The organism is Sphingopyxis sp., assembly GCF_035998965.1.
Classification (GTDB): domain Bacteria; phylum Pseudomonadota; class Alphaproteobacteria; order Sphingomonadales; family Sphingomonadaceae; genus Sphingopyxis.
In genome coordinates this window covers 62,084-85,912 of the sequence record NZ_DASYHE010000033.1, presented here as the reverse complement: position 1 = coordinate 85,912, position 23,829 = coordinate 62,084, and the positions used below count along the sequence as shown (strand labels likewise).

Below are 23,829 nucleotides of genomic sequence, written 5' to 3'. Positions count from 1 at the left end.
GGGAAGAAAGCGGGAAAGTTTCAATCGCACAAGTCTTTGATGGCAGAAATCTTACACCGGTACGTTTCCCATCAGCTGCTGTGTTATTTTTGCAACAAGCGTTCATGTCGGCTGCGCTGAGAACCGCCCGTGGATCAGGTTGGATTGTGAAATGAGCGGCTTGTCCTGAACTACCCAGGCATTCGTTTATGTCGATCCAATAGTTTCATGGGAAACGATCTTGCTTGACCGCAAGGAAAGCGGCGGGGTGCAAGCGTGCGAACCGGGACGGCGTTTTGGGTGACACCAAAAAGTGGCGCCCACCTAACGGCCGCTTATGGAGCCGAGGCCGGCCGAATCGGGCCTGGCTCACGACGCCATGTTGCGATGCATCATAAATTAATGCTATTGCCCTCAACAAGCGAAGGTCCCGCGCGGCGCGGTCGTCATTATGCGGTAACAAAAGGAGCGCGGGTCAAGATGGCGAAGTCCAGGACGACGGCGGACGACGGCGTCGTCACGATCAAGAAATACGCCAACCGGCGGCTCTATGACACCGAACGCAGCTGCTACATCACGCTCGAAGATCTCGGGACGATGGTCCGCGACGGGCGCGAGTTTCGCGTTGTCGATGCCAAGAGCGGCGATGACATCACGCACAATGTGCTGACGCAGATCATCATGGACGAGGAAACGCGCGGCGAGACCTTGTTGCCGGTCAACTTCCTGCGCCATCTGATCGGCATGTATGGCGACAAGATGCAGTCGATGGTGCCGCAATATCTGGAAGCGTCGATGACCGCGTTCCGCAAGAACCAGCAGGATGTCCGCGCGGCGTTCGACGGCGTGCTCGGGTCGAACCCGCTCGCCGAACTGACGCGGCGGAACATGGAGATGTTCCAGCAGGCGGCGGGTGCCTTCATCCCGGGCGCTGGCGGCAGCAAGGCGAAAGATGCCGAAATCGCGGCGCTGAAGGCCGAAGTGGCCGCGCTCAAGGCGGAACTTGCCAAAAAGTGAAATAACGGGCGCTCCTCCGCCCTCAGTAACAGAATACGGAAAACCCCATGGTCAAACATGCGCTCAGCGTAACCCGGCAGGCCGACTTCGCGGCCTGGTATCAGGACGTCATTGCCGAAGCTGATCTGGCCGAGGAATCGGGCGTCCGCGGCTGCATGGTGATCAAGCCATGGGGTTACGGCATCTGGGAACGCATCCAGACCGTCATGGACGCGGCGATCAAGGATGCCGGGGTGCAGAATTGCTATTTCCCGCTGTTCATTCCCTTGAGCTTTTTTGAGAAGGAAGCCGATCATGTCGATGGCTTTGCCAAGGAAATGGCGGTCGTCACGCATCACCGGCTGATCCAGGACAGCAAGGGCAAGCTGATCCCCGATCCCGAGGCGAAGCTGGAGGAACCGCTGATCGTCCGCCCCACCTCGGAAACCGTGATCGGCGCCGCGATGAGCCGCTGGGTGCAAAGCTGGCGCGACCTGCCGCTGAAGGTCAATCAGTGGGCGAATGTCGTGCGCTGGGAAATGCGCACGCGCATGTTCCTGCGCACCAGCGAATTCCTGTGGCAGGAAGGCCATACCGCGCACGCCGACCAGGCTGACGCAATGGCGGAGACGCTGCGCGCGCTCGAAATGTATCGCGCCTTTGCCGAAGATGTGCTGGCGATGCCGGTGGTCGCAGGTGAAAAACCCGAGAATGAACGTTTCCCCGGTGCCGTCGCGACCTATTCGATCGAAGCGATGATGCAGGATGGCAAGGCGTTGCAGGCCGGGACGTCGCATTACCTCGGCACCGGCTTCGCCGAAGCGGCAGGGATCCGCTATCAGGACAAGGATGGCGGCCACAGCCTGTGCCACACGACGAGCTGGGGCGTGTCGACGCGGATGATCGGCGGCGTCATCATGACGCATGGCGACGACGACGGCCTGCGCTGTCCGCCGCGTATCGCGCCGCACCAGATCGTCATCGTGCCGATGCTGCGCGACAATGAGGAAGATGCGGCGATCCTCGATTATTGCCGCGCACTCGAAACCGAACTGAAAGCGCTCGACGCCTTCCGTGAGCCGCTGCGCGTCCATCTCGATGCGGGTGCCAACAAGGCGCAGACCAAGCGCTGGGGCTGGGTCAAGAAGGGCGCGCCGATCATTCTCGAAATCGGGCCGCGCGACGTCGCGGGCGGCAATGTGGCGGTGATCCGCCGCGACCGGCTGTACAAGGACGACGGCAAGCTCAATTCGGCGTTTATCGCGAAGGGCGATTTCATCGCGAACGCGGTTGCTACACTGGAGGATATCCAGACGAGCCTGCACGCCGAGGCGAAACAGCGTCTCGACGCCAATATCCGCCGCGACGTCACCGACCTGGCCGCGCATTTCAAGGGCGACGACAAGTTCGTCGGTTGGGCCGAAGTCCAATGGGCGCGCCCCAGCGGCGCGGCGCTCGACAAGATCGTCGAGCAGCTGAAAGCGCTCAAGCTGACGATGCGTAATACCCCGATGTACGCCGCACCTGCTGACGGCAGTTGCTTCTTCACCGGCGAACCCGCAGTCGAACGCGTGCTGATCGGCCGAACCTATTGATTGCAGGTCGACTTGCACTTGTAGCCCAGCGTTAGTAGCCTTCTCCCGAGGGGCAGAAGGAGACTGAACATGCGTTTTCCCATGCTGATCGCGGCCGCGGCGCTGGCCGGTATCACGGTTCCCGTTGCCGCGCACCACGGCTGGTCGTCGTATGACGAGAGCAAGCCGGTGACATTGAATGGAACCTTTGCCGAACTGTCGTGGGGCAACCCGCACGGTGCCGCCAAGATGCGCTGGAAGGGCAAGCTGTGGGATGTGATCCTGGCGCCGACCAGCCGGATGGAAGCGCGCGGCCTGTCGCGCGCTGAAGTCGAGCCGGGCAAGCGGCTTCGCCTGACCGGCTATGTCCGGCGCGATGGCACCCCCGAAATGCGGGTCGAGCGCGTGATGATCGGCGACAAGACCGTCGAACTGCGCTGAGCCCGGCGGCGTGGAACCGCTGCTGACCACCGCCGCGACCTGGCTCGATGCCGTCGGCGTCGGGCCGTGGGCGCGCGGGTCGGCGATAGTCTATCCGGTCGCCAACACGCTCCACCTGCTGGGGCTGGTGATGTTGGTCGGCGGGATCGGTGTTGTCGATTTGCGCGTTGCCGGGCTGTGGCGCAGCCTGCCGATCGCGGCGCTGTCGCGCGCGCTGACGCCCGTCGCCATTGGCGGCTTGCTGGTGATGGTGGCTAGCGGAACCATATTGTTCGCCGCCGACGGCGAAGCTCTTGCGTCTTCCGACATCTTTGCGCCCAAGCTGATCGTCATCGCTTTGGCGCTTGCCAATGCTTCGGCTTTTCGGATGCTGTGGTGCGCGCGCATGGCCGACTGGACGGACCCGATACCGGCTGGCGCGCGCGCGATGGCCGCAGTTTCGCTGGCGTTGTGGCTGACCGCGGGAACGCTGGGGCGCTGGATTGCCTATAGCTGACCCTTTTATGCGGCCCGCGTTGATCGCTTGGTAAACCGCGCCCGCATGCCTATAGCTTTTGGCGATGAAGAACCGACCGAATAGCGCACCCGGCCTGCCCAGCAGCCAACAGATCATCGATTTCATAACGGCGTCGAACGAACCCGTCGGCAAGCGCGAGATTGCCAAGCATTTTGCGCTGCATGGCAACGAGAAGATTGCGCTGAAGGCGTTGCTCAAGGACATGACCGACGAGGGGCTCGTCGATCTGGCGCCCGGACGGGCATTCCATAAGCACGGCGGTTTGCCGCGGGTGACCGTGCTGCGCGTGGCGGCGATCGATGGCAGCACCGTGTGGGCCGTCCCCGAACATTGGGAAGCGGCCGGACCGGCGCCGCGCCTTCGCGTGATCGAGCAGGGGCGCAAGGGTGCGCTGGGCATGGGCGACCGCATCCTCGCGCGCACCGAAGAACGCGGCGGCGGCCATGTCGCGCACCCGATGAAGAAATTGCAGGCGGGCGGTGAGACCGTGATCGGCGTGCTCGTCGAGGATATGGGGCCGGGGGGCAAGCCGATCCTGTGGCTGCGTCCCGCCGACAAACGCGCGCGTTATGATTTTGCGGTCGCTGATAAAGGCGATGCCAACATCGGGGATCTCGTGCGCGCCGAGCTGACCGGGCGCGGTCCGGCGATCAAGGCAAAAGTCGTTGAGCGTCTGGGCGATCCATTTGCGCCGAAGTCGCTCAGCATGATCGCGATCGCGCGCCACGAAATCCCGCATGTGTTCGGCGCCGAAACGCTTGCCGAAGCAGAGATTGCCGCGAAGCTGCCGCTGACCCCCGACGGCCGCGAGGATCTGCGCGCGCTGCCGATCGTCGCGATCGACCCGATCGACGCGCGCGACCATGACGATGCGGTGTGGGCCGAGCCCGACACCGATGGAGCGAACAAGGGCGGTTTCCGTGCGATCGTCGCGATCGCCGATGTCAGCTATTATGTCCGCCCCGACAGCGCGCTCGACCGCGAGGCGCGGCGGCGCGGCAACAGCGTCTATTTTCCCGACCAGGTCGTCCCAATGCTCCCCGAAACGCTGTCGGCGGGCGTTTGCTCGCTGAAAGCGGGGCAGGACCGGGCGGCGCTGGCGTGCCATCTGGTCATCGACAAGCAGGGCAAGGTGACATCATGGCGGTTTACGCGCGCGCTGGTGCGGCTGCGCGCGAACATTGCCTATGAGCATGCGCAAGCGGCGTATGATGCGATCCTCCCCGGAACGGGGAGGGGGACCAGCGAAGCTGGTGGAGGGGCAGGTGAGGCCAATCCTACCCCCGAGGCATCGCGTAAACCGCCTGTGCCCCTCCACCATCCTGCGGATGGTCCCCCTCCCCCGGTGGGGGAGGATCTTTTGCCCGCTCTCCAAAACCTGTGGGCTTGCTGGGGGCTGCTGGCAAAAGCCCGCGCCGCCCGCGCGCCGCTCGACCTCGACCTGCCCGAACGGCAGGTGATCCTCGACGAGGCGGGCGGGATCGCCGAAATCCGCGTCCGCGACCGGCTCGATTCGATGCGGCTGATCGAGGATTACATGATCGCGGCCAACGTCGCGGCGGCAAAAGCGCTTGAGGCGAAGAAATCGCCGGTGATGTACCGCATCCATGAGCCGCCGAGCCGTGAGAAGCTGGTCAGCCTCAAGGATTATCTCGAAACCTTTGAACAGAGTTTCGCGCTGGGGCAGGTCATCACGCCCGCGGTGTTCAACCGGCTGATCGACGGCTTTTCGCAAGACGACCGCTTGCCCGAGATCATGCAGGCCATCCTGCGCAGCCAGACGCAGGCCTATTACGGCCCCGCCAATGCGGGCCATTTCGGTTTGGCACTCGGCAGCTACGCGCATTTTACCTCGCCGATCCGGCGCTACGCCGACCTCATCGTCCACCGGGCGCTCGTCGATAGCTACAAGCTGGAGGTTCCTGGCAAGCCCAAGGGGCTGCCCGAGCGCACCGGGCTGGGCGAAGCCGACGCCAAGGGGCTGTCGCGCATCGGCGAGGCGATCAGTGCCTTGGAACGTCGCGCGATGGAGGCGGAGCGCGAGACGGTCGATCGCTATGTCGCGGCCTATCTGGCGAACAAGAAGGGGGCGATCGTCCAGGCGCGCATCACCGGGGTCCAGCCGTTCGGTTTCTTCGCCACGGTCGACGGGCTGGGCGGCGATGGGCTGGTGCCGGTTTCGACTTTGGGTAACGAGCGTTTCTTTTATGACGAAAAGGCGCGGACGCTCGACAGCGAACATGGGCGCGTCAGTTTCACCACCGGCGAGCGGCTCGACCTGCGCTTAGTCGACGCCAATCCGATCAGCGGCGCGCTGCGCTTTGAACTGCCCGATGCGCCCGAGGGCGGCTATCGCAACCGCGCGCCGAGGCACGATGGGGTGAAGGACAAGGCGGGCAAGCATGTCGTTGGCAAGCGCGGGCGCCCGGCGAACATCAAGCACAAGGGGCGGCGGCGCTGAATCCCCCTCCCTGCAAGGGAGGGGTTAGGGCTGGGTGCGAGCGCAGCGAGCCGCACTGCCGTCGCTGACCCACCCCCGGCCCCTCCCTTGCAGGGAGGGGAGATTACTTCCCCGCCAATTTCTGCAACAACGCCGCACTCTCGGCATCCGCCGGAAAAAACGCCTCGATCGCCAGCTCCGACAGCGTGATATCGACCGGCGTCCCGAAAATCGTCACCGTCGATATAAACGAAATGCGCCCCGCATCGGTGTTCAGGATCAGCGGCACCGCGATGCTGCTGGCATGGGTGTCGCGATGCGCGGCGCTGTGGTCGTCGCTCCGCACCGCATAGCCCGCCAGCTCGTCGCGTAGCGCAATCAGTCCCGCATCGCCGCTCGACGCGATCTGGGCGTCCATCCGCTCCAATATATGCGCGCGCCATTCGCCATAGTTGACGATCTGCGGCGCCAGCCCTTCGGGATGCAGCGCGATGCGCAGCACATTGACGGGCGGCGCCAGCAGGGCAGGGGACACCTGCGCGGTCAGGATGGCAATCGCCTGGTTCGCCGCAATCATGTTCCAGTGGCGATCGACCGCCAGCGCCGGATAGGGCTCATGACCCTTCAGCACGTGCGCGACGATCGCGCGCACCCCTGCCATTTCTGGGCTGTCGAGCGGGCGTTCCTGATAGTCGGGGGCGTAACCGGCAGCGAGGAGCAGCGCGTTGCGTGCGCGGTGCGGGACTTCCAAGCAGTCGGCGATCCGCTGCAACATCTGCGCGCTGGGTTTGGACCGGCCCGTTTCGATAAAGCTGAGGTGTCGGGTCGAGATGTCGGTATCGAGCGCCAGGTCCATCTGGCTCATCCGGCGGCGGCTGCGCCATTCGCGAAGTTGGGTGCCGAGCGGTGCGGGTTGCATCATTATCTCCTTTGCCGCGAGAGCTATACCCCGGCTTTCGGCTTTTCCATTACCTCACGCGTAATCGACGGGCCGCATTTTCGGCGGCAGATGGAGCGGGTCGTCCAAAAAGGAGAAGCCCAATGTCCCTCTTCACTCTCAAGAACACGCTGATCATCGACGCCATCACCTGCACCGGATTGTTCGTTTTTTGCGTCTTTGCGACTGCGACGGTCGCCACCCTGCTCGGCCTCCCCTCCGAACTGGTGACCGTCGCGGGCTGGATCGGGCTGCCGTCGGCGCTGCTGATGCTGTTCGTCGCCAGCCAGAAAGTGCCGAACAAGGGTCTGGCGAACCTGATCGCGGTCGGTAACCTCGGCTGGGTCATCGCCAGCTTCGCCGTGCTGGCGATGTTCGCAGGCCAGATGACCGCGATCGGCATTGTGGTCGTGATCGTTCAGGCGATCGGCGTGCTGGTTTTCGCGATCTATGAAGCGAAGGGCGCGGCGACGCTGCCGCGCACGATTACCGTCTAACTCAGCGCATCGAGCCGGGCGAGGTCGATCCCGCCCGGCACGATCATCACCGGGCAGGGCAAAGTTCCAGCGTCCTGTCCGGTGAAATGCGCGACCAGCGGCCCCGGCGCACCATTCGCGGCGGTGGCCAGCACCAGCGCCGCGATCTCGTCGCTCGCGTTGATGACTTCGCGCACGACATCGGCGGGCTTGCCCGATTTCACCATGATCTGCGGCGTCACCCCCGCTTCCTGCACCACCGCATCGGCGGCGGCGGCGACCAGTTCCTCGGCATGTTCGCGCGCTTCGGCCTCGATCGTCGCCTGCACGGCGCCAAAGGCGACAAAGTCCTGCGGCGTCACGATCGCCAGCACCGCGACCCCGCCGCCGGTCCGCGCAGCGCGGCGCGCGGCAAAGCGCAGCGCCAGCGACGCCTCGGGACTGTCGTCGATCACCACCAGATATGTCCGCATCGCCCCGACCCCCTATGCTTTTTGTGCGTGGAGAGTGCGTCACATTCGTATGAAAGGCAAGTTTGCCCCGCTGGACCTTGACCGCCACAATGCTTAAGGCGAGGAACAAGCCGTAGCGGCAGGCACCGCCTGCAAGACTGACAGGGAACATGCCGAACCATGCCAATCGAACTGAAAATGCCCGCCCTCTCGCCGACGATGGAGGAAGGCACGCTGGCCAAATGGCTGGTCAAGGAAGGTGATGCCGTCAAATCGGGTGACCTTTTGGCTGAGATCGAAACCGACAAGGCGACGATGGAATTCGAAGCGATCGACGAGGGCGTGGTGAGCCAGATCCTGGTCGCTGAGGGGACCGACGGGGTGAAGGTCGGCACCGTGATCGCGGTGATTACGGGTGAGGGTGAGGGTGAGGATGCGGGCGCGAAGGCGGCTCCGACGCCTGCTGCCAAGGAAGAGGTGAAGGCCGCGGAACCCCAAGACGTCGCCCCCGCGAAGGCGGGGGCCGCTAGCGTTAGCGCCCCAACTCCAGCGGCCCCCGCCTCCGCGAGGGCGACGGAAAAGGCCCCTCCCGCTCCCGCTAAGTCGGGCGACCGCATCAAGGCCAGCCCGCTCGCCAAGCGCCTCGCCGCCGAGCGCGGCATCGACCTGGCAACGATCACCGGCACCGGCCCCGGCGGCCGCATCGTCAAGGACGACCTCGACGGCGCCCCGGCCGGTGCCGCTACGCCCGCAGCCGCTGCCAGCGCAGCCGCTCCTGCGGCCCCTGCGCCCGCAGCAACTTCGGCTCCTGCCACCGCCGGTCCGATCCCCGATTTCGGCATCCCGCACGAAGACACCAAACTCAGCGGCATGCGCAAGACGATCGCGCGCCGCCTGACCCAGTCGATGCAGGAAGCGCCGCACATCTACCTGACCGTCGACATCCGCCTCGACGCGCTGCTCAAGCTGCGCGGCGAGCTCAACGCCAGCCTCGAAAGCCGCGGGGTCAAGCTCAGCGTCAATGACATGCTGATCAAGGCGCTCGCGGTCGCGCTCGAACGCGTCCCCGCGTGCAACGTCAGCTTCGGCGGCGACGTGATGCGCCAGTACAGCCGTGCCGACATCTCGGTCGCGGTCAGCATCCCCGGCGGGCTGATCACCCCGATCATCACCGATGCGGGCGGCAAGTCGATGTCGAAAATCTCGACCGAAATGTCCGAGCTCGCCGCGAAGGCGAAGGAAGGCAAGCTCCAGCCCGCTGAATATCAGGGCGGCACCGCCTCGATCTCGAACATGGGCATGATGGGGATCAAGCAGTTCACCGCGGTGATCAACCCGCCGCAGGCGATGATCATGGCGATCGGCGCGGGCGAGAAGCGGCCCTATGTCGTCGACGACGCGCTGGCGATCGCAACCGTCATGTCGGCAACGGGTAGCTTCGACCACCGCGCGATCGACGGCGCCGATGGCGCGCTGCTGATGAAGACGTTCAAGGAACTGGTGGAGAACCCGCTGGGGTTGGTGGCGTAAAATGTCCGCGAAGGGCCAAAGCCCCTCTCCCCTTGCGGGAGAGGGGTTGGGGTGTGGGGTCCGCGCCGCGTCTGCGGCGCATAAGACGGTAACCGACGTTCTCGCCCGCAAAGCCCTTTTGCTGGAACGCGCCCGCGCGATGCGCTCCAACCCCACCGATGCCGAACGTCGCCTCTGGTCGATCCTGCGTGCCAAGCGATTGGCCGACCTGCGATGGCGGCGGCAGGTCATAATCGACGACCTCTACATCGCCGACTTCATCTGCTTCGAACATCGGCTGATCGTTGAAGCCGACGGCGGGCAACATGCCGAGAATCCTCATGACTCCGACCGCGATAACTATCTGACCGGACGAGGTTTCCGCATCCTGCGCTTCTGGAACAACGACATCCTCGCCAACAGCGAGGGTGTCATCGCGAGCATATTGGATGCCATCGATTCTTCTGGCGCGCAGACGCGCGCCGACCCCACACCCCAACCCCTCTCCCGCAAGGGGAGAGGGGCTTTTGAAGGAGCCCATAATGGCTGACACCAACTACGACCTCATCGTCCTCGGCTCGGGTCCCGGCGGCTATGTCGCGGCGATCCGCGCGGCGCAGCTTGGGCTGAAAACCGCGATCGTCGAGCGCGAGAATCTGGGCGGCATCTGCCTCAACTGGGGCTGTATCCCGACCAAGGCGCTGCTGCGGTCGGCCGAAATCTATCATTATATGCAGCATGCGGGCGATTATGGCCTGATTGCGCAGCAGATTAGCGCTGACATCGATGCGGTCGTGAAGCGCAGCCGCGGCGTCGCAAAACAGCTGAGCCAGGGCGTCGCCTTCCTGATGAAGAAGCACAAGATCACCGTCCATATGGGCGAGGGCAAGCTGACCGCAGCGCCTAACGGTGGTTTGGGCAAGCTCGAAGTCAAAGGCGAGAAGGGGACCGAAACCCTCAGCGCCAAGAACATCATCGTCGCCACCGGCGCCCGCGCGCGCGACCTGCCGTTCGCGCCTGCCGACGGCAAGCGCATCTGGACCTATCGCCACGCGCTGGTCCCGCCCGAAATGCCCAAGAAATTGCTCGTCATCGGATCGGGCGCAATCGGGATCGAATTTGCGAGCTTCTACAGCGACATGGGCGCCGATGTGACCGTGGTCGAAATGCTCGACCGCTTGGTCCCCGTCGAGGATGCCGATGTGTCGGCGTTCCTTGAAAAGCAGCTCAAGAAGCAGGGCATGACGATCTTCACCGGCGCCGGCGTCGAGGAACTCAAAGCCACCGCAACCGGCGTCACCGCGAAGATCAAGACCAAGGACGGCAAGACCGAAAGCGCCGAATTCAGCCACGCGATCGTTGCGATCGGTATCGTCCCGAATACCGAGAATATCGGCCTCGAAGCGCTCGGCGTAAAGACGACCAAGGGGCATATCGACACCGACGCGATGTGCCGCACCAACGTCCCCGGCATCTGGGCAATCGGCGACGTCACCGCGCCGCCGTGGCTCGCGCACAAGGCGATGCACGAATCGGTCATCTCGGTTGAGGCGATTGCGGGCAACCACCCGCACGCGATGGACCCGCGCAACATCCCCGGCTGCACCTATTGCCGCCCGCAAATCGCCAGCGTCGGCCTGACCGAGGCGAAGGCCAAGGAGCTGGGGTATGAGGTCAAGGCGGGCACCTTCCCCTTCATCGGCAACGGCAAGGCGATCGCGCTCGGCGAATCCGAAGGCTTCACCAAGACCGTGTTCGACGCCAAGACCGGCGAGCTGCTCGGCGCCCATATGATCGGCGCCGAGGTCACCGAACTGATCCAGGGCTACACGATCGGCAAGACCGCCGAACTGGTCGAGGATGATTTCATCGGCACCGTCTTCCCGCATCCGACGCTCAGCGAAACGATGCACGAGGGTGTGCTGGCGGCGTTCGGGCGGCCGCTGCACATCTAGTAGTCGACGTCAGGGGCGGGAGAGGGATGGACCGGTGCGCCACCGCGCCTTGCGTTCTTCGCCCGCGCCTTTCAACGTGGTAGACCGTGATCCAAATCAGGCCGCCCTCTTGAATCCTACGATCCTGCATTTTTCGCGTGCCGGAAGCGCGTTTAAGGCGTTGGTCTTTGCAATCATGACGGTGGCGGCCTTTTCGTTGGCGTTCGCGTTGCTGGACGAGCGAAATGATCGCGCGCTGACGACGCAGGTGCTTCCGGGCGGGCTGGTACTGCCAACGCCGGCGCCACGTCCCGATCCATTTCTGGTCCTTAAAATACCCCTGCTGCTGGGGGCGGGTGCGGTCAGTCTCTTTTACGTCGGGCGCTATGCAAAGCGTGCGTTCACCCGCGCGGTGGCGATCAAGATCGAAGGCGGCCGACTGCATTTTCACCCAAGCTTTGGCGCGATGCCCGACCAGTTGCCTGTCGATCATATCGATGCGGCGATCTTCGATCGTGCCGATCGCCTGCCCGAAACAGCAGGGTTGGCGATGCTCGGCATCGGTTCCAACGCGGCGAAATTCGGCGCCAGAACCCGGCACGGCCTCTATTTGCACTATCGGTCGGGCTCAAAAAGCGGCGAAGCGCGTGTGATCGACAACGACGTCGAAGGCGGAACCGAGCAGCTTCGACGCTTTGCCGCGCAGGTTGAAATCTGGCGCCGGGCGCACACGCGCATCAATCGCTGACGGCGGTTTGTTGCGCTGCGGGCAGGCTTTGGCCATAGACGATGGCGTGAACACCGCTCCCAACCGCACCGCCATCATCCGTAACGCCCTGATCGCCTCGCTCTTGCTGTTCGTGCTCGTCAGCGCCGTCGTGATGGCGGGGTTGGTCGATGGCCTCGACCGGCAGATCAGCGCTGCGCTGGTGATGACGGTGGACAACGCGCCGCGCTGGTGGATCTTGTTTATGCAGGGGGTCAGTTGGATTGGCGGCGGTTTGCCGCGCTGGGGGATCGTCATCCTGCTCTGCGCGCTGGTCTGGCATTGGTGCGGACCGCGCTGCGCGGCGGCGCTGGGCGGGGCGTCATTGCTGGCCAATTTCGCCTCGAGCGTGCTGAAAATATCCTTCGGGCGCCCGCGCCCCGATCTGGTGCCGCATCTCGACCATGTCGGCAGTGCTGCCTACCCCAGCGGCCATGCGACGAGCGCCGCGGTCGTCTATCTCCTGCTCGCATGGCTGGCGCCGCAGCGCTGGCGCGCCGCAGCCTGCGCGCTCGCGGCGTCGATGATTATCCTCAATGCCTTCTCGCGCATCATGCTGGGCGTGCATTGGGCCAGCGACATCGTCGGCGGGACGTTGCTCGGCACTGCCTTTGCGCTGGCCGCAGCATGGTGGGTTGGCCCGCGTAGCGCGCCCGAAATCGGCGCGCTAAGGGAAAAGTAAGCTCTCGCTGCTATCAACGCCCCCGGATTTTCGGGAGCTTCGGCATGAATACATCCCTTGGCAAAGTGCTTGGCATCATCGGCGGGCTCATCCCGCTCGTCTGGATCGGCTGGCTCCTGTACCATTTCGTCGGCGTCGGCGGCGGCACGGCTGAAGGCGTGGCGGGGATCGGGCTGGGGCCGACGGTCATCGGGCTGTCGCTCGTCGGCCTGTTGTTCGCGCTGCCGCTGATCATCAAATTGCTGCGCGCCGCGACCGGGGTGAACCGCGTCCCGGGCGCCAGCTTCGACGCGAAACTCAAGCCCGGCGAAGTCGTCGTCGAGCCCGAGTTCGACGCGGATGCGGCATTTGCCAGCTATATGCGGAAACGCGAAGCGGGCGTGGTGGGCGATGTGACGGTTGATCCTGCTGATCATAAGCCGCCAGCGCCCTTCGCCCCGCGCCCCGCAGGCTTCGGCCGCAAGACAATTTAGCCGCCGCTTCGCTCTCGACAGCCGCCCCTCAGAGGCTACGATAGGAGCATGGCTCAAGGCACCCATGATTTCGTCCCCGATCCGCGCAACGACGCGATCCTGATCAACGTCAACGGCACGCTGGTACCGCGCGCACAGGCAAGCGTGTCGGTGTTCGACAGCGGCTTCATGCTCGGCGACGGGGTTTGGGAAGGAATCCGCGTACACAAGGGGCGGATGGCCTTCCTTGATCAACATCTCGACCGGTTGTGGGAAGGCGCCAAGGCGATCGCGATGGACATCGGCATCGACCGCGCGGCGCTGACCCAGCGGCTCTACGATACCATTGATGGCAACGGCATGGACGCGTGCCACATCCGGTTGATGGTCACGCGCGGCATCCGCTCGACCCCCTATCAGGATCCGCGCGTCGTCATCTCGCCCGCGACGATCGTGATCATCGCCGAATATAAGGATCCGCTGCCCGCGACGGTCGAAAGGGGGCTGTCGCTGTTTACCGTACATGTGCGCCGCGGCGATCCGGCGGTACAGGATCCCAAGCTTAATTCGCATTCGAAGCTCAACTGCATCACCGCGTGTATCCAGGCGGCGCAGGCGGGCGCCGACGAGGCGTTGATGCTCGACCCGAACGGCTTTGTCGCGACGTGCAATTCGACCCATTTCTTCATCATTCGCAAGGGCGAGGTGTGGACGTCGAGCGGCGATTATTGCCTCGCCGGGATCACGCGCAGCAATGTCATCCGCATCTGCCGCGAGAATGACATTCCGGTGTTCGAAAAGAATTTTTCGCTGACCGAGGTTCATGGCGCCGATGAGGCATTTGTGACTGGCACCTTTGCGGGGGTGGTCCCTGCGCACACGATCGATGGGCGTGTGCTGACCGAGGGGCGCGGGCCGATGGTCGAGCGGTTGCAGGGGTTGTACAAGGCGTTGATCGAGCGTGACATTGCGGGGCGCGACCGGCCTTGAGCAAATGCTTCCTTTTCCCGTTCGTGTCGAGCGAAGTCGAGACACCGTGCAGGCCGGACGGGCGTCTCGACTTCGCTCGACGCGAACGGCAGGAGTTGTGACAAGATGACGATCCGTGTCGCGATGTGGTCGGGGCCGCGCAATTTGTCGACCGCGATGATGCGCAGCTTTGGCAGCCGCGCTGATACCCATGTCAGCGACGAGCCCTTCTATGGCGCCTATCTGAAAGCAACCGGCGATCCGCAGCCAATGATGGACGAGGTCATGGCCTCGATGGATTGCGACTGGCATGGCGTTGCGCGCAGCATGATCGGCCCCAACCCCGCGGACACGTCGATCTGGTATCAGAAGCATATGGCGCACCACATGGTCGGTCCGATCGCGCATGACGACCTGCCGGGGTTGCGCCACGCCTTCCTGATCCGCGACCCGGCGCGCGTCGTCGCAAGCTATGCGGCCAAGCGCGTGGCAGTGCGCCCCGACCATCTGGGGACCGACAAGCAGGTTGAATTTTTCGACCGCGAGGCGGACCGCCTGGGCCACGCGCCGCCGGTGATCGACAGCGCCGACATCTTGCGCGATCCCCCCGCGATGCTGCAGAAATTATGCGGTGCGCTGGGGATTGAATGGGATCCGGCGATGCTGCGGTGGGAGGCCGGGTTGCGCCCGACCGATGGCGTCTGGGCGCCGCATTGGTACGATGCGGTGGCATCGAGCACCGGCTTTGGCGCGCCCGACAAGCCGCAGCCCGACTTGACGCCGGAGGCCCAAAGCGTCGCCGACGCTTGCCGACCGGGCTACGACTATCTGGCGCAGCACAAGATTCCGCTGTCCTAATTTTATCGCCTTTGCCATCATGGTGAAGGGCACCAACAACAGGGCGGGTCAACCATGCAATCGCGAGTGAAGTTCGGCAGTTTTCTGCGGGGAATCGGTTTGGGCTCGGCGGCGCTGTTTGCCGTCTCGGCGGCAGCGCAGGCACCTGCGGGTCAAACCGTCATCACCGCCGCGCGCTATGTCGACGTGTTGACCGGCAAGACGGTCGAATATCCAGCGATCTTTGTTGGCGCCGATGGCCGCATCACCAATATCGCCGATGCGCGCGTCATCAAATGGGGCAGCGACGTCAAGCATATCAATCTCGGCGACAAGACGCTGGTCCCCGGCCTGATCGATATGCACGTCCACCTCGACGGACCCGCCGACATCGGCGGATATCGCGGGCTGGAGTTTACCGACAGTTTCTGGGGCATGACTGCGGTCAAAAATGCGCGTGACATGCTTGAAGCCGGGTTCACCACCGTGCGTAACGTCGGATCGGGTGACCGCAACGACATCGGGCTGAAGCAGGCGATTGACGCGGGCTATGCGGTCGGGCCGCGCATTGTCCCCGCCGGCTATGCACTGGGCGCGACCGGCGGTCATTGCGACAGCACCTTTCTGCCGCCCAGCCTGGAAAAGAAGGACGGCAAGGAAGAGGGCATCGGCGATAACCCGGAAGAACTGCGCTATCAGGTACGGCGGCAGCGCAAATATGGCGCCGAAGTGATCAAGGTGTGCGCGACCGGCGGCGTCTTTTCGCGCAATACCGAACCGGGTCAGTTGCAGGTGCCCGAGAGTGAGCTGCGCGCGATCGCCGACGAGGCGCGTCAATGGGGACTGCGCGTTGCCGCCCACGCGCATGGCGGCGCAGGCATCCGCGCCGCGATTGCCGCCGGGATCGATACGATCGAACATGCCAGCCTGGTCGATGACGAGGGAATCCGCATGGCGGTGGCGCGCAAACAGCCGGTGTGGTTCGCGATGGACATCTTCAACACCGAATATACGCAGGCCGAGGGCGCGAAGAACGGCGTGCTCGAGGATAATCTGCGCAAGGATCGGGAAATCGCGCAGATCCAGCGCGACAATTTCCGCAAGGCGCACCGTGCCGGGGTACGGATGGTGTTCGCGTCCGACGCTGGCGTGATGGCGCACGGACAAGTCGGCGGCCAGTTTCGCGTCATGGTCGAATATGGGATGACCCCGCTGCAAGCGATCCAGGCCGCGACGAAGAACGCCGCCGAAGCGCTGGGGCGCGAAAAGGATGTCGGGGCGATTGCGGTGGGGCGTTATGCCGACATCGTGGCGGTTGATGGTGACCCGCTGGCCGACGTGCGGCAGCTGGAAAGCGTCGATGCCGTGGTCAAGGGCGGGGTGCTGGTCAAGGGGGAATAACTTTTTGCCATCGTCATCCCGGCCTTCGCCGGGATGGCTGGAAAATGTTTTGGATCTCAATACACCACCAGCTTGTCCACGATCGCGTCGCGCATCTCGGGCGTGAAGTTCAACACCGCTTCGGCGTAGGTCGCGACATCGCCGTGATCGCGGCGCACTGTCACCAGCGCGGCGTCGAGATAGGCGGGGTTGACCGACATCAGCGCGCGGATCGCGTCGTCTTGGATTTCGGCGCCGTAGCGCGAGCGGATATGCGCAGCGCCCTGCGCGATCCGCTCCTCGATCTTGCCTGCAGTGTTGGTGAGCAGATAATCGTGCATCAGATCGTCCTCATGCACCCCAAGCAGGCGGTGGACGACGGCAACGGCAAAGCCTGTGCGGTCCTTGCCTGCCACGCAGTGTACCAGGCTGGGCGCGTCATATTCGGCCAGCGCGGCAAGATAGAGCCGCAGCGTCGCGACAAGCGCGGGCCGGTAAGGCATCCCGGCATAGGTATCGATCATCCGCGCGCGCGCCGTTTCGACATCGATCGCGCCGCCCGCGGCCTGAAGATGCGGGGCGAGGCCTGCCGTCACGCCGCCCGCGAAGAGGACCCTCGCCGAAAAATTTTCCGACCGGCGGCACGGGTGCATCTCGCGCTCGTCGTCGCCGCGCAGATCGATGATCGTTTCGAGCCGGAGCGCATCGAGCGTCGCCAGATCTTCGTCGGTCGCTGCTTCGTGATGCGCCGAGCGCCACAGCACGCCCTCGCGCAGCCGCCCGCCGCCCTCGACCTTATAGCCGCCATAATCGCGGAAATTGTGGATGCCGGTCAGGGGCAGGACGCGCTCGGCCATCATGGTCATTCTCCTGTAAACACCGGCGGGCGCTTTTCGACGAAGGCATTGATCGCCTCCCGATTATCGGCCGTCTCGTGCACGATCGCCTGATAGGCGGCGCTGAGCTCCAATATGTCGCTCATCCGGCTATGCTGCGCCTCGCGGAGCAAGCGCTTGGTCAGGCGCAGCGCGCGCGGCGGATTGCACACGATCCGTTCGGCAATCGCCACGGCGCGGTCGAGCAGTTCCGCGTCGGGGACGACGTCCGTAACCAGACCATATTCCTTTGCCTGGGCTGCGTCAAAGCGGTCGCCGGTCAGGAACAATTCGGCGGCGCGGGGATAACCCAGCACGTTCTGTAACAGCCAGGCACCGCCGTCGCCGGGGACGATCCCGACCTTGATGAAACTGCACGCGAATTTGGCGCTTTCCGCGGCGATGCGGATGTCGCAGGTGCAGGCGAGGTCGCAACCGAGGCCGATGGCATGACCGTTGACCGCGGCAATCATCGGCACTTCGCAATCCATCAGCGCGCGGATCACCGCCTGCACGCCCTTGCGATAATTGGTGCGGGTGGAGTCGGGCTGGTCGAGCACGCCGATCCCGGTGCGGTCCTGCATCCCTTTCAGGTTCCCGCCGGCGCTGAAAGCTTTGCCGCTGCCGGTCAGGATGATCGCGCTGACGCCGCGATCGTCGCCGAGGGTGCGGAGTGTGTCGATGATATCCTGGCAGTCTTCGTGGGTGCCGATCGCGTTCATACTCTCAGGTTTGATCATGGTCAGGATCGCAATCTTGCCCCGCCGCTCGACACTCAAAAACTCGCCCATGATCAAAATTCCTTTCCTGTTGGCAAAGGCTATTGCATGGCTGTCGGGACATGCAAGGCTTTGCACTCTATCCTTTCGATCCACCCGGCGACGTCGCGGCACTGCGCACCGACTTGCGGGCATGGCTTGCGGTGAACCAGCCGCAGGGCGACATCGTCGCGCGCGCCAATTGTTGGGCAAGCTTCGATGCCGACTTCAGTCGTGCGCTCGGCGCTGCCGGTTACATCGGGATGACATTGCCGACGCGGTACGGCGGCGGTGATCGACATCCGCTGGAACGCTATGTGGTGATCGAGGAATTGCTGGCGGCGGGCGCCCCGGTCGGCGCGCACTGGATCGCCGATCGCCAGACCGGGCCGCTGATCGTGCGGTACGGCAGCACTGAACAGTGCGAGCGATACCTGCCGGGGATCGTGCGCGGTGAGCTCTATGCCTGCATCGGCCTGTCCGAGCCGGGAGCCGGGTCGGACCTTGCTGCTGTTCGGACCACGGCGCGGGAAACGACCGAGGGCTGGCGCATCAATGGCCAGAAAATCTGGACCACCGGCGCGCATTTCTCGCACATCATGCTGTCGCTTGTTCGCACCGAAGAGGGCAGCGAGCGCAACGCCGGGTTGAGTCAGCTGCTGATCGAACTCGACACCCCCGGCATCACGATCCGCCCGATCATCGACATGGCGGGGCACCATGATTTTAACGAGGTGTTTTTTGACGATGTTCTGGTGCCGCGCGGCGCACTGGTCGGCACGCGCGGGCAGGGGTGGCAGCAGGTCACCGCCGAGCTGGGTCTCGAACGCTCGGGCCCCGAGCGATATTTGTCGAGCCATGCGCTGTTCGCGGCGCTGATCGATGCGGCGGGCGCCGATCCCGAACCGGCGGTCGCCGTGCTGATCGGCGAACTCACCGCCGAAATGTGGACACTGCGGCAATTGTCGATGTCGACCGCAGCGAAACTGGCGGCGGGCGAGGATCCGATGGTCGAGGCGTCGGTGGTCAAGGAATTGGGCAATGCGTTCGAACAGGACATGCCGCGCCGTGTGCAGGCGATCGTCGATTGCCCTTGGGATGATCCGAGCGACCTTGGCCGCTTGCTGCGCGCCTTGCTGATCGCATCGCCCAGCTTTTCGCTGCGTGGCGGAACGCGCGAAGTAATCCGCGGGATCATCGCACGCGGACTGGGCCTGCGATGAGCGCGGCGCGCGAGATGCTGTGCGACACCGCGCGCGCGGTGTTCGCCGAGGCGGCCATGGCGGGGATTGCGCCCGTCGAAGAGGCGGGTTTTGCGTTGCTGCTTGTCTCAGAGGAAAAAGGCGGTTTCGGCGGCGATTGGGGCGATGCCAACGCAGTGCTTCAGCTTGCCGGGGTCATGGTCCCCGATTTGCCAGTAGCTGGGTTGATTGCCGGCAACGCCTTGCAACCTGCTGCGACCGTAAGCCTGATGGCCGGGGGGATGGGTCAAGCGCTCACCCTGTCGATCGAGCATGTGAACACGCGCCAGCAATTCGGGCGGCCGCTGGGCAAGTTTCAGGCGGTGCAGCAATCGTTGGCGGTGATGGCGTGCGAGGTGCGCGCGGTGGAAGCGGCAGCGGGGGCGTTGGCGGCGCGGCTGGATGCCGTCGATCTTGATCCTGCCGCGGCAGATTTCGAGATCGCGGCGGCGAAGTTGCGCGCCAACCGGGCGGTGGGCGTTGTCACGTCGATCGCGCATCAGGTCCACGGCGCGATCGGCTTTACCTATGAGTATGAGCTTCACCGAGTCACGGTGCCGCTGATGCGGTGGCGCGGCGAGCATGGGAATGATGCGTATTGGGCGGCGAAGTTGGGGCGGCAGGTCGCTGGACTTGGTGGGCGCGGGCTATGGGAGGCATTGACCGCGCGGTGATTTAGCCGTCATTGCGAGCGCGGCGAAGCAATCCAGAGCCAGCGTAAACGGCTCTGGATTGCTTCGCTGCGCTTGCAATGACGAATTTTTAGCGCACAGCGCCGCCTTCGCGCAGCGCTGCAATCTTGTTCAAGTCATAACCCAGCGCCGATAGCACGGCATCGCCATCGGCGCCGACCACCGGAGCCGCGCGCGGGGTGTCGTTGATCGTCGCCGAATAGCGCGGTGCGGGGGCCGGCTGGACCGCGCCGCCGATTTCCACGAACGTTTCGCGCGCCACATTGTGCGGGTGCTGCGGGGCCTCGCTCAACGACAGGATCGGCGCAAAGCAGACGTCGGTCATTTCCATAACCGCGCACCATTCGTCGCGGGTCTTGGTCTTGAACAGCGCCGTCAGCTTCTCCTTGAGCGGACCCCATTGTGACGGGTCCATTTGCGCGTCGAAATCGGGATCATTGGTCAGCCCCGTCTTTTCACGCAGCAGCGCATAAAATTGTGGTTCGATCGACCCGATCGAGATAAATTTACCGTCGGCGCAGATATAGCTGTCATAGAAATGCGCGCCGCCGTCGAGCATATTGGCTCCCGCTTCGTCCTTCAGCCGCCCCATCGCGTTGAAACCCCACGTCATGCCCGCGAGCAGTGCCGAGCCGTCGGTCATCGCACAATCGATCACCTGACCTTCGCCGGTGCGCGCCGCATGGACAAGCGCGCTCACCATACCGAACGCCAGCATCATCCCGCCGCCGCCGAAATCGCCGACGTAATTGACTGGCGGCACCGGCTTTTCGCCTGCGCGCCCGATGCCGTGAAGAACCCCCGACAATGCGATGTAATTGATGTCGTGGCCGGCCGACTGCGCGTAGGGGCCGAACTGCCCCCAACCGGTCATGCGTCCGTAAACCAGCTTGGGATTATCGGCGAGGAGCACGTCGGGACCCAACCCCAGCCGTTCCATCACGCCGGGGCGATAGCCCTCGATAATGCCGTCAGCGCCTTTGCAGAGGTCGCGCGCGATCGCCACCGCATCGGGGTTCTTCATATCGAGCGCGATCGACGTCCGGTTGCGGCTGAGCGGATCGCGCGGGTCCATGAAACCGCCTGGACGATCGATACGGATTACCTCTGCACCATGATCGGCCAGCATCATCCCGCAAAAGGGGCCGGGACCGATGCCGGCAAACTCGACGATTTTGATTCCGCGCAACGGACCTGACATAATGTTCTCCCTATTTGCTCTATTCGATGTCGGGCAGCTACCGTTGCCCGATTGTCTTTGAAGTGTCCCAAAGCGACTTTAGCGCGTCGTTGAATACGAAGGAGAGTTTCCCGCCATGCTGAATCGCCGCCAATTTTCCATGACCGCTTTCGCTTTTGCGGGTCTTGCGGTGCAGAGCCGCGCCGCTGCGGGTGGACTGATGGCGACGGCGTCCGGCTATGGCCCGCTGCAAAAAGACCCTGCTGGACTGATCGACCTGCCGCCCGGATTTTCCTATCAGATTATCTCGCAGCTCGGCGAGCCAATGAGCGACGGTTATCGCGTGCCCGATCGCGCCGACGGCATGGGTTGCTTCCGGCTGGGTGGCGGAAAGCTGGCGCTGGTGCGCAATCACGAGCTGGGACCAAAGCATGTTTCCACTGGCCCCCTGAACGCGGGCGCGGCGGTGCCTGAAGGAACGTTCGATCGCGTTGGAGATGCCGCGATCCCAGGTGGCACGACGACGCTGGTCCTTGATGGCAACACGCTGGCGGTCGAAAAGCAATATCTCAGCTTGCTCGGCACGATCCGCAATTGCGCCGGCGGGGTGACGCCGTGGAACAGCTGGCTGTCGTGTGAAGAAAGCGTCGCCGGCCCCGCCGACGGCGTCGGCCAGCCGCATGGCTGGATTTTCGACGTGCCTGCCGATGCCGGCAAGCTCGTCAAGGCCGAGCCGCTGAAAGCCATGGGCCGTTTCGTACGCGAGGCCGCTGTCGTCGATCCGCGTACCGGCATCGTCTATATGACCGAGGATCGCGACGACAGCCTGTTCTACCGCTTCCTGCCCGACGTTCCTGGCTCGCTCGCTCGCGGCGGACGATTGCAGGCGCTGGCCTTCTTCGACAAAAACATCGCGGACAGCCGCAACTGGACGATGCCTGCGATGCAGCCGGGAAGCTGGCATTTTGTCGACTGGATCGACCTCAACGACCCCGAAAGCCCCGCCGACGATTTGCGCCTGCGCGGTGCAACCAGCGGCGCGGCCCGTTTTGCGCGCGGCGAGGGCATTCATTGGGGCGACAACGAGCTGTATTTCACCTGCACCTCGGGCGGGCCAGCGAAGCAAGGTCAGATCATGCGCTATCGCCCCTCGCATTATGAAGGGACGGCGCAGGAACGATCGAATCCCGGGCGGCTGCAATTGTTCCTCGAATCGACCGATCCCGCCCAATATAGTTACGGCGACAATCTGACCGTCGCACCCAACGGCCATCTGATCGTTTGCGAAGACCAATATGAGGACACGGTCGACAATCATCTGCGCGGGGTGACTCCCTATGGCGAGGTTTATGCCTTTGGCCGGATCCGGGTTCAGACCGAACCGGCGGGCGTTTGTTTCGCGCCCGACGGCAAGACCATGTTCGTGAACCTGTATAGTCCGACCAAAACCCTCGCAATTCGCGGCCCGTTCTGACCCGACGTGCTCAGATCCGTTCGATGATGATCGCGGGTGCCATGCCGCCCGCGGCGCACATGGTGACGAGGCCATAGCGACCGCCCGACCGTTCAAGCTCGTCGAGCGCAGTGCCGATCAGGATCGATCCGGTGGCGCCGATCGGATGGCCGAGCGCCATCGCACCGCCGTTGATGTTCACCTTTTCACGGTCAAGATCGAGATCGCGGATGAACTTTTCAGCGACAACGGCAAAGGCTTCGTTGATTTCCCAGACGTCGATGTCGTCCTTTGTGAGGCCTGCCTTTTCAAGCACCTTCTTCGCGGCGGGAACGGGGGCGTTGAGCATGAGCGTCGGATCGTCGCCGATATTGGCATAGGCGACCACGCGCGCACGGGGCTTCAGGCCATGCTTGTCGGCATAGTCCTTGGACGCGAGCAGGATCGCGGCGGCGCCATCGACAACGCCCGACGAGTTGCCGGCATGGTGGAAATGCTGGATTTCGACATCGGGATAGCGGCGGTTGATCTGCTTGCGGAAGGTGAAACCGCCGCCCAGGTCAAAATCGGCGAGCCCGGTGAAAGCGGGCTTAAGCGATGCCAGTCCTTCGGCAGTGGTTTCGGGACGCGGGAATTCTTCATGATCGAGCGCGACGCTGCCGTCGGGGTTAAGCACTGGGACGACCGATTTGGCAAAGCGACCTTCCTTGATTGCGCGGTCGGCGCGTTGCTGGCTGACCAGCGCGAGCGCGTCGAGCGCCTCGCGGCTGATCCCCTCGATCGTCGCGATCGCGTCGCCGCACACGCCTTGATGCGACTGGGGGTGAAGCTCGTCGAGCGCATCGTGACCCGATCCCATCAGCCGTGGCGGCAAGCCGGCGTTCGCTTGCTCGGCGGCATAGGCAGTGGTGTAGCTCATCATCTCGGTGCCGCCGGCGATGACGCAATCTTCCATGCCGCTCATCACGCTCGCTGCGGCGAGGTTGACCGACGTGATGCCGCCGCCGCAGAAGCGGTCGAGCGTCGTTCCCGATGCCTTGGTGTCATAGCCCGCGGACAGCGCGGCCATACGGCCAAGGTCGCCGCCCTGCTTGCCGTTCTGGCTCGACGTCGACCAGATGATGTCGTCGACGGACGCGGTATCGAGATTGTTGCGGTCCTTGATCGCCTTTAGCACCGTCGCGGCAAGATGCTGCGGGTGGAGGTGCGACAAAGCGCCCTTGCCGGGCTTGCCGACTCCGCGGGGGGTGCGGACGGCGTCGATGATATAGGCTTCGGCCATGGGATAT

24 protein-coding genes are annotated in these 23,829 nt (G+C 64.0%); 18 read left to right on the top strand and 6 right to left on the bottom strand.

The window, feature by feature from the left end:
- Nucleotides 1-459 precede the first annotated feature (459 nt).
- From phaR to VGN68_RS04750, 5 genes are all read left to right on the top strand, one after another.
- The gene (phaR, locus tag VGN68_RS04770) at nt 460-996 is read left to right on the top strand and encodes a polyhydroxyalkanoate synthesis repressor PhaR (RefSeq protein ID WP_327474389.1); all 537 of its coding nucleotides are present in this window, start codon (nt 460-462) and stop codon (nt 994-996) included.
- Nucleotides 997-1,043: 47 nt separating this feature from the next.
- The gene (proS, locus tag VGN68_RS04765; protein ID WP_327474387.1) at nt 1,044-2,570 is read left to right on the top strand and encodes a proline--tRNA ligase; all 1,527 of its coding nucleotides are present in this window, start codon (nt 1,044-1,046) and stop codon (nt 2,568-2,570) included.
- A gap of 69 nt (nt 2,571-2,639) precedes the next feature.
- Entirely contained in the window at nt 2,640-2,990 is a 351-nt protein-coding gene (locus tag VGN68_RS04760) for a DUF6152 family protein (RefSeq protein WP_327474385.1), read from the top strand.
- A 10-nt stretch (nt 2,991-3,000) separates the two neighbouring features.
- Nucleotides 3,001-3,486, top strand: a complete 486-nt coding sequence (locus VGN68_RS04755) for a hypothetical protein (protein WP_327474383.1) — start codon at nt 3,001-3,003, stop codon at nt 3,484-3,486.
- 64 nt (nt 3,487-3,550) lie between these two features.
- Nucleotides 3,551-5,968, top strand: a complete 2,418-nt coding sequence (locus VGN68_RS04750; RefSeq protein WP_327474381.1) for a ribonuclease R family protein — start codon at nt 3,551-3,553, stop codon at nt 5,966-5,968.
- Nucleotides 5,969-6,071: 103 nt separating this feature from the next.
- On the opposite strand, the gene VGN68_RS04745 is transcribed toward VGN68_RS04750, so the two are convergent.
- Nucleotides 6,072-6,866 (bottom strand): helix-turn-helix transcriptional regulator, encoded by a 795-nt coding sequence (locus VGN68_RS04745; protein ID WP_327474379.1) that lies wholly within the window; start codon nt 6,864-6,866, stop codon nt 6,072-6,074.
- Between the two features lie 122 nt (nt 6,867-6,988).
- On the opposite strand from VGN68_RS04745, the gene VGN68_RS04740 reads away from it, so the two are divergent.
- Nucleotides 6,989-7,381, top strand: a complete 393-nt coding sequence (locus tag VGN68_RS04740) for a hypothetical protein (RefSeq protein ID WP_327474377.1) — start codon at nt 6,989-6,991, stop codon at nt 7,379-7,381.
- Here VGN68_RS04740 and VGN68_RS04735 read toward each other — a convergent pair.
- Complete coding sequence (locus VGN68_RS04735; protein ID WP_293700729.1) at nt 7,378-7,833, bottom strand: universal stress protein; 456 nt, start codon at nt 7,831-7,833, stop codon at nt 7,378-7,380. The genes VGN68_RS04740 and VGN68_RS04735 overlap by 4 nt on opposite strands.
- A gap of 159 nt (nt 7,834-7,992) precedes the next feature.
- Here VGN68_RS04735 and VGN68_RS04730 point away from each other — a divergent pair, with 159 nt between their 5' ends.
- The 9 genes from VGN68_RS04730 (at nt 7,993) to VGN68_RS04690 (ending at nt 16,362) form a co-directional block, all read left to right on the top strand.
- The gene (locus VGN68_RS04730; protein WP_327474371.1) at nt 7,993-9,342 is read left to right on the top strand and encodes a pyruvate dehydrogenase complex dihydrolipoamide acetyltransferase; all 1,350 of its coding nucleotides are present in this window, start codon (nt 7,993-7,995) and stop codon (nt 9,340-9,342) included.
- 139 nt (nt 9,343-9,481) lie between these two features.
- Nucleotides 9,482-9,871: an endonuclease domain-containing protein gene (locus VGN68_RS04725; RefSeq protein ID WP_414713007.1), complete on the top strand. Its 390-nt coding sequence runs from the start codon at nt 9,482-9,484 to the stop codon at nt 9,869-9,871.
- Entirely contained in the window at nt 9,864-11,276 is a 1,413-nt protein-coding gene (gene lpdA / locus VGN68_RS04720) for a dihydrolipoyl dehydrogenase (protein WP_327474367.1), read from the top strand. Before VGN68_RS04725 ends, lpdA begins: the two co-directional genes overlap by 8 nt.
- 34 nt (nt 11,277-11,310) lie before the next feature.
- Nucleotides 11,311-12,003, top strand: coding sequence for a hypothetical protein (locus VGN68_RS04715; protein WP_327474365.1), 693 nt, complete (start codon nt 11,311-11,313; stop codon nt 12,001-12,003).
- A 46-nt stretch (nt 12,004-12,049) separates the two neighbouring features.
- Nucleotides 12,050-12,703, top strand: coding sequence for a phosphatase PAP2 family protein (locus tag VGN68_RS04710; RefSeq protein ID WP_327474363.1), 654 nt, complete (start codon nt 12,050-12,052; stop codon nt 12,701-12,703).
- Between the two features lie 44 nt (nt 12,704-12,747).
- On the top strand, nt 12,748-13,176 hold the full coding sequence (locus tag VGN68_RS04705; protein WP_327474361.1) for a hypothetical protein: 429 nt from the start codon (nt 12,748-12,750) through the stop codon (nt 13,174-13,176).
- 48 nt (nt 13,177-13,224) lie between these two features.
- A complete protein-coding gene (locus VGN68_RS04700) occupies nt 13,225-14,145 on the top strand; it encodes an aminotransferase class IV (protein WP_327474359.1) in 921 nt (306 codons plus the stop codon).
- Between the two features lie 105 nt (nt 14,146-14,250).
- Nucleotides 14,251-14,982, top strand: coding sequence for an HAD family hydrolase (locus VGN68_RS04695; RefSeq protein ID WP_327474357.1), 732 nt, complete (start codon nt 14,251-14,253; stop codon nt 14,980-14,982).
- A gap of 54 nt (nt 14,983-15,036) precedes the next feature.
- Complete coding sequence (locus VGN68_RS04690; protein ID WP_327474355.1) at nt 15,037-16,362, top strand: metal-dependent hydrolase family protein; 1,326 nt, start codon at nt 15,037-15,039, stop codon at nt 16,360-16,362.
- 56 nt (nt 16,363-16,418) lie between these two features.
- Here the strand turns inward: VGN68_RS04690 and VGN68_RS04685 are convergent, their stop codons facing one another.
- On the bottom strand, nt 16,419-17,201 hold the full coding sequence (locus VGN68_RS04685; RefSeq protein WP_327474353.1) for a tyrosine-protein phosphatase: 783 nt from the start codon (nt 17,199-17,201) through the stop codon (nt 16,419-16,421).
- 2 nt (nt 17,202-17,203) lie between these two features.
- Complete coding sequence (locus VGN68_RS04680; protein WP_327474351.1) at nt 17,204-18,007, bottom strand: crotonase/enoyl-CoA hydratase family protein; 804 nt, start codon at nt 18,005-18,007, stop codon at nt 17,204-17,206.
- Between the two features lie 50 nt (nt 18,008-18,057).
- On the opposite strand from VGN68_RS04680, the gene VGN68_RS04675 reads away from it, so the two are divergent.
- Complete coding sequence (locus VGN68_RS04675) at nt 18,058-19,197, top strand: acyl-CoA dehydrogenase family protein (RefSeq protein WP_327474349.1); 1,140 nt, start codon at nt 18,058-18,060, stop codon at nt 19,195-19,197.
- Nucleotides 19,194-19,889 carry an acyl-CoA dehydrogenase family protein gene (locus tag VGN68_RS04670; RefSeq protein ID WP_327474347.1) on the top strand — a complete coding sequence of 232 codons (696 nt, stop codon included), beginning with the start codon at nt 19,194-19,196 and terminating at the stop codon, nt 19,887-19,889. The genes VGN68_RS04675 and VGN68_RS04670 overlap by 4 nt, the downstream gene beginning before the upstream one ends.
- A gap of 88 nt (nt 19,890-19,977) precedes the next feature.
- Here the strand turns inward: VGN68_RS04670 and VGN68_RS04665 are convergent, their stop codons facing one another.
- Nucleotides 19,978-21,108 (bottom strand): CaiB/BaiF CoA-transferase family protein, encoded by a 1,131-nt coding sequence (locus VGN68_RS04665; protein WP_327474345.1) that lies wholly within the window; start codon nt 21,106-21,108, stop codon nt 19,978-19,980.
- Between the two features lie 115 nt (nt 21,109-21,223).
- Here VGN68_RS04665 and VGN68_RS04660 point away from each other — a divergent pair, with 115 nt between their 5' ends.
- The gene (locus VGN68_RS04660; RefSeq protein ID WP_327474343.1) at nt 21,224-22,561 is read left to right on the top strand and encodes an alkaline phosphatase PhoX; all 1,338 of its coding nucleotides are present in this window, start codon (nt 21,224-21,226) and stop codon (nt 22,559-22,561) included.
- A gap of 10 nt (nt 22,562-22,571) precedes the next feature.
- Here the strand turns inward: VGN68_RS04660 and VGN68_RS04655 are convergent, their stop codons facing one another.
- Entirely contained in the window at nt 22,572-23,822 is a 1,251-nt protein-coding gene (locus tag VGN68_RS04655) for an acetyl-CoA C-acetyltransferase (RefSeq protein ID WP_327474341.1), read from the bottom strand.
- Nucleotides 23,823-23,829: the final 7 nt, after the last annotated feature.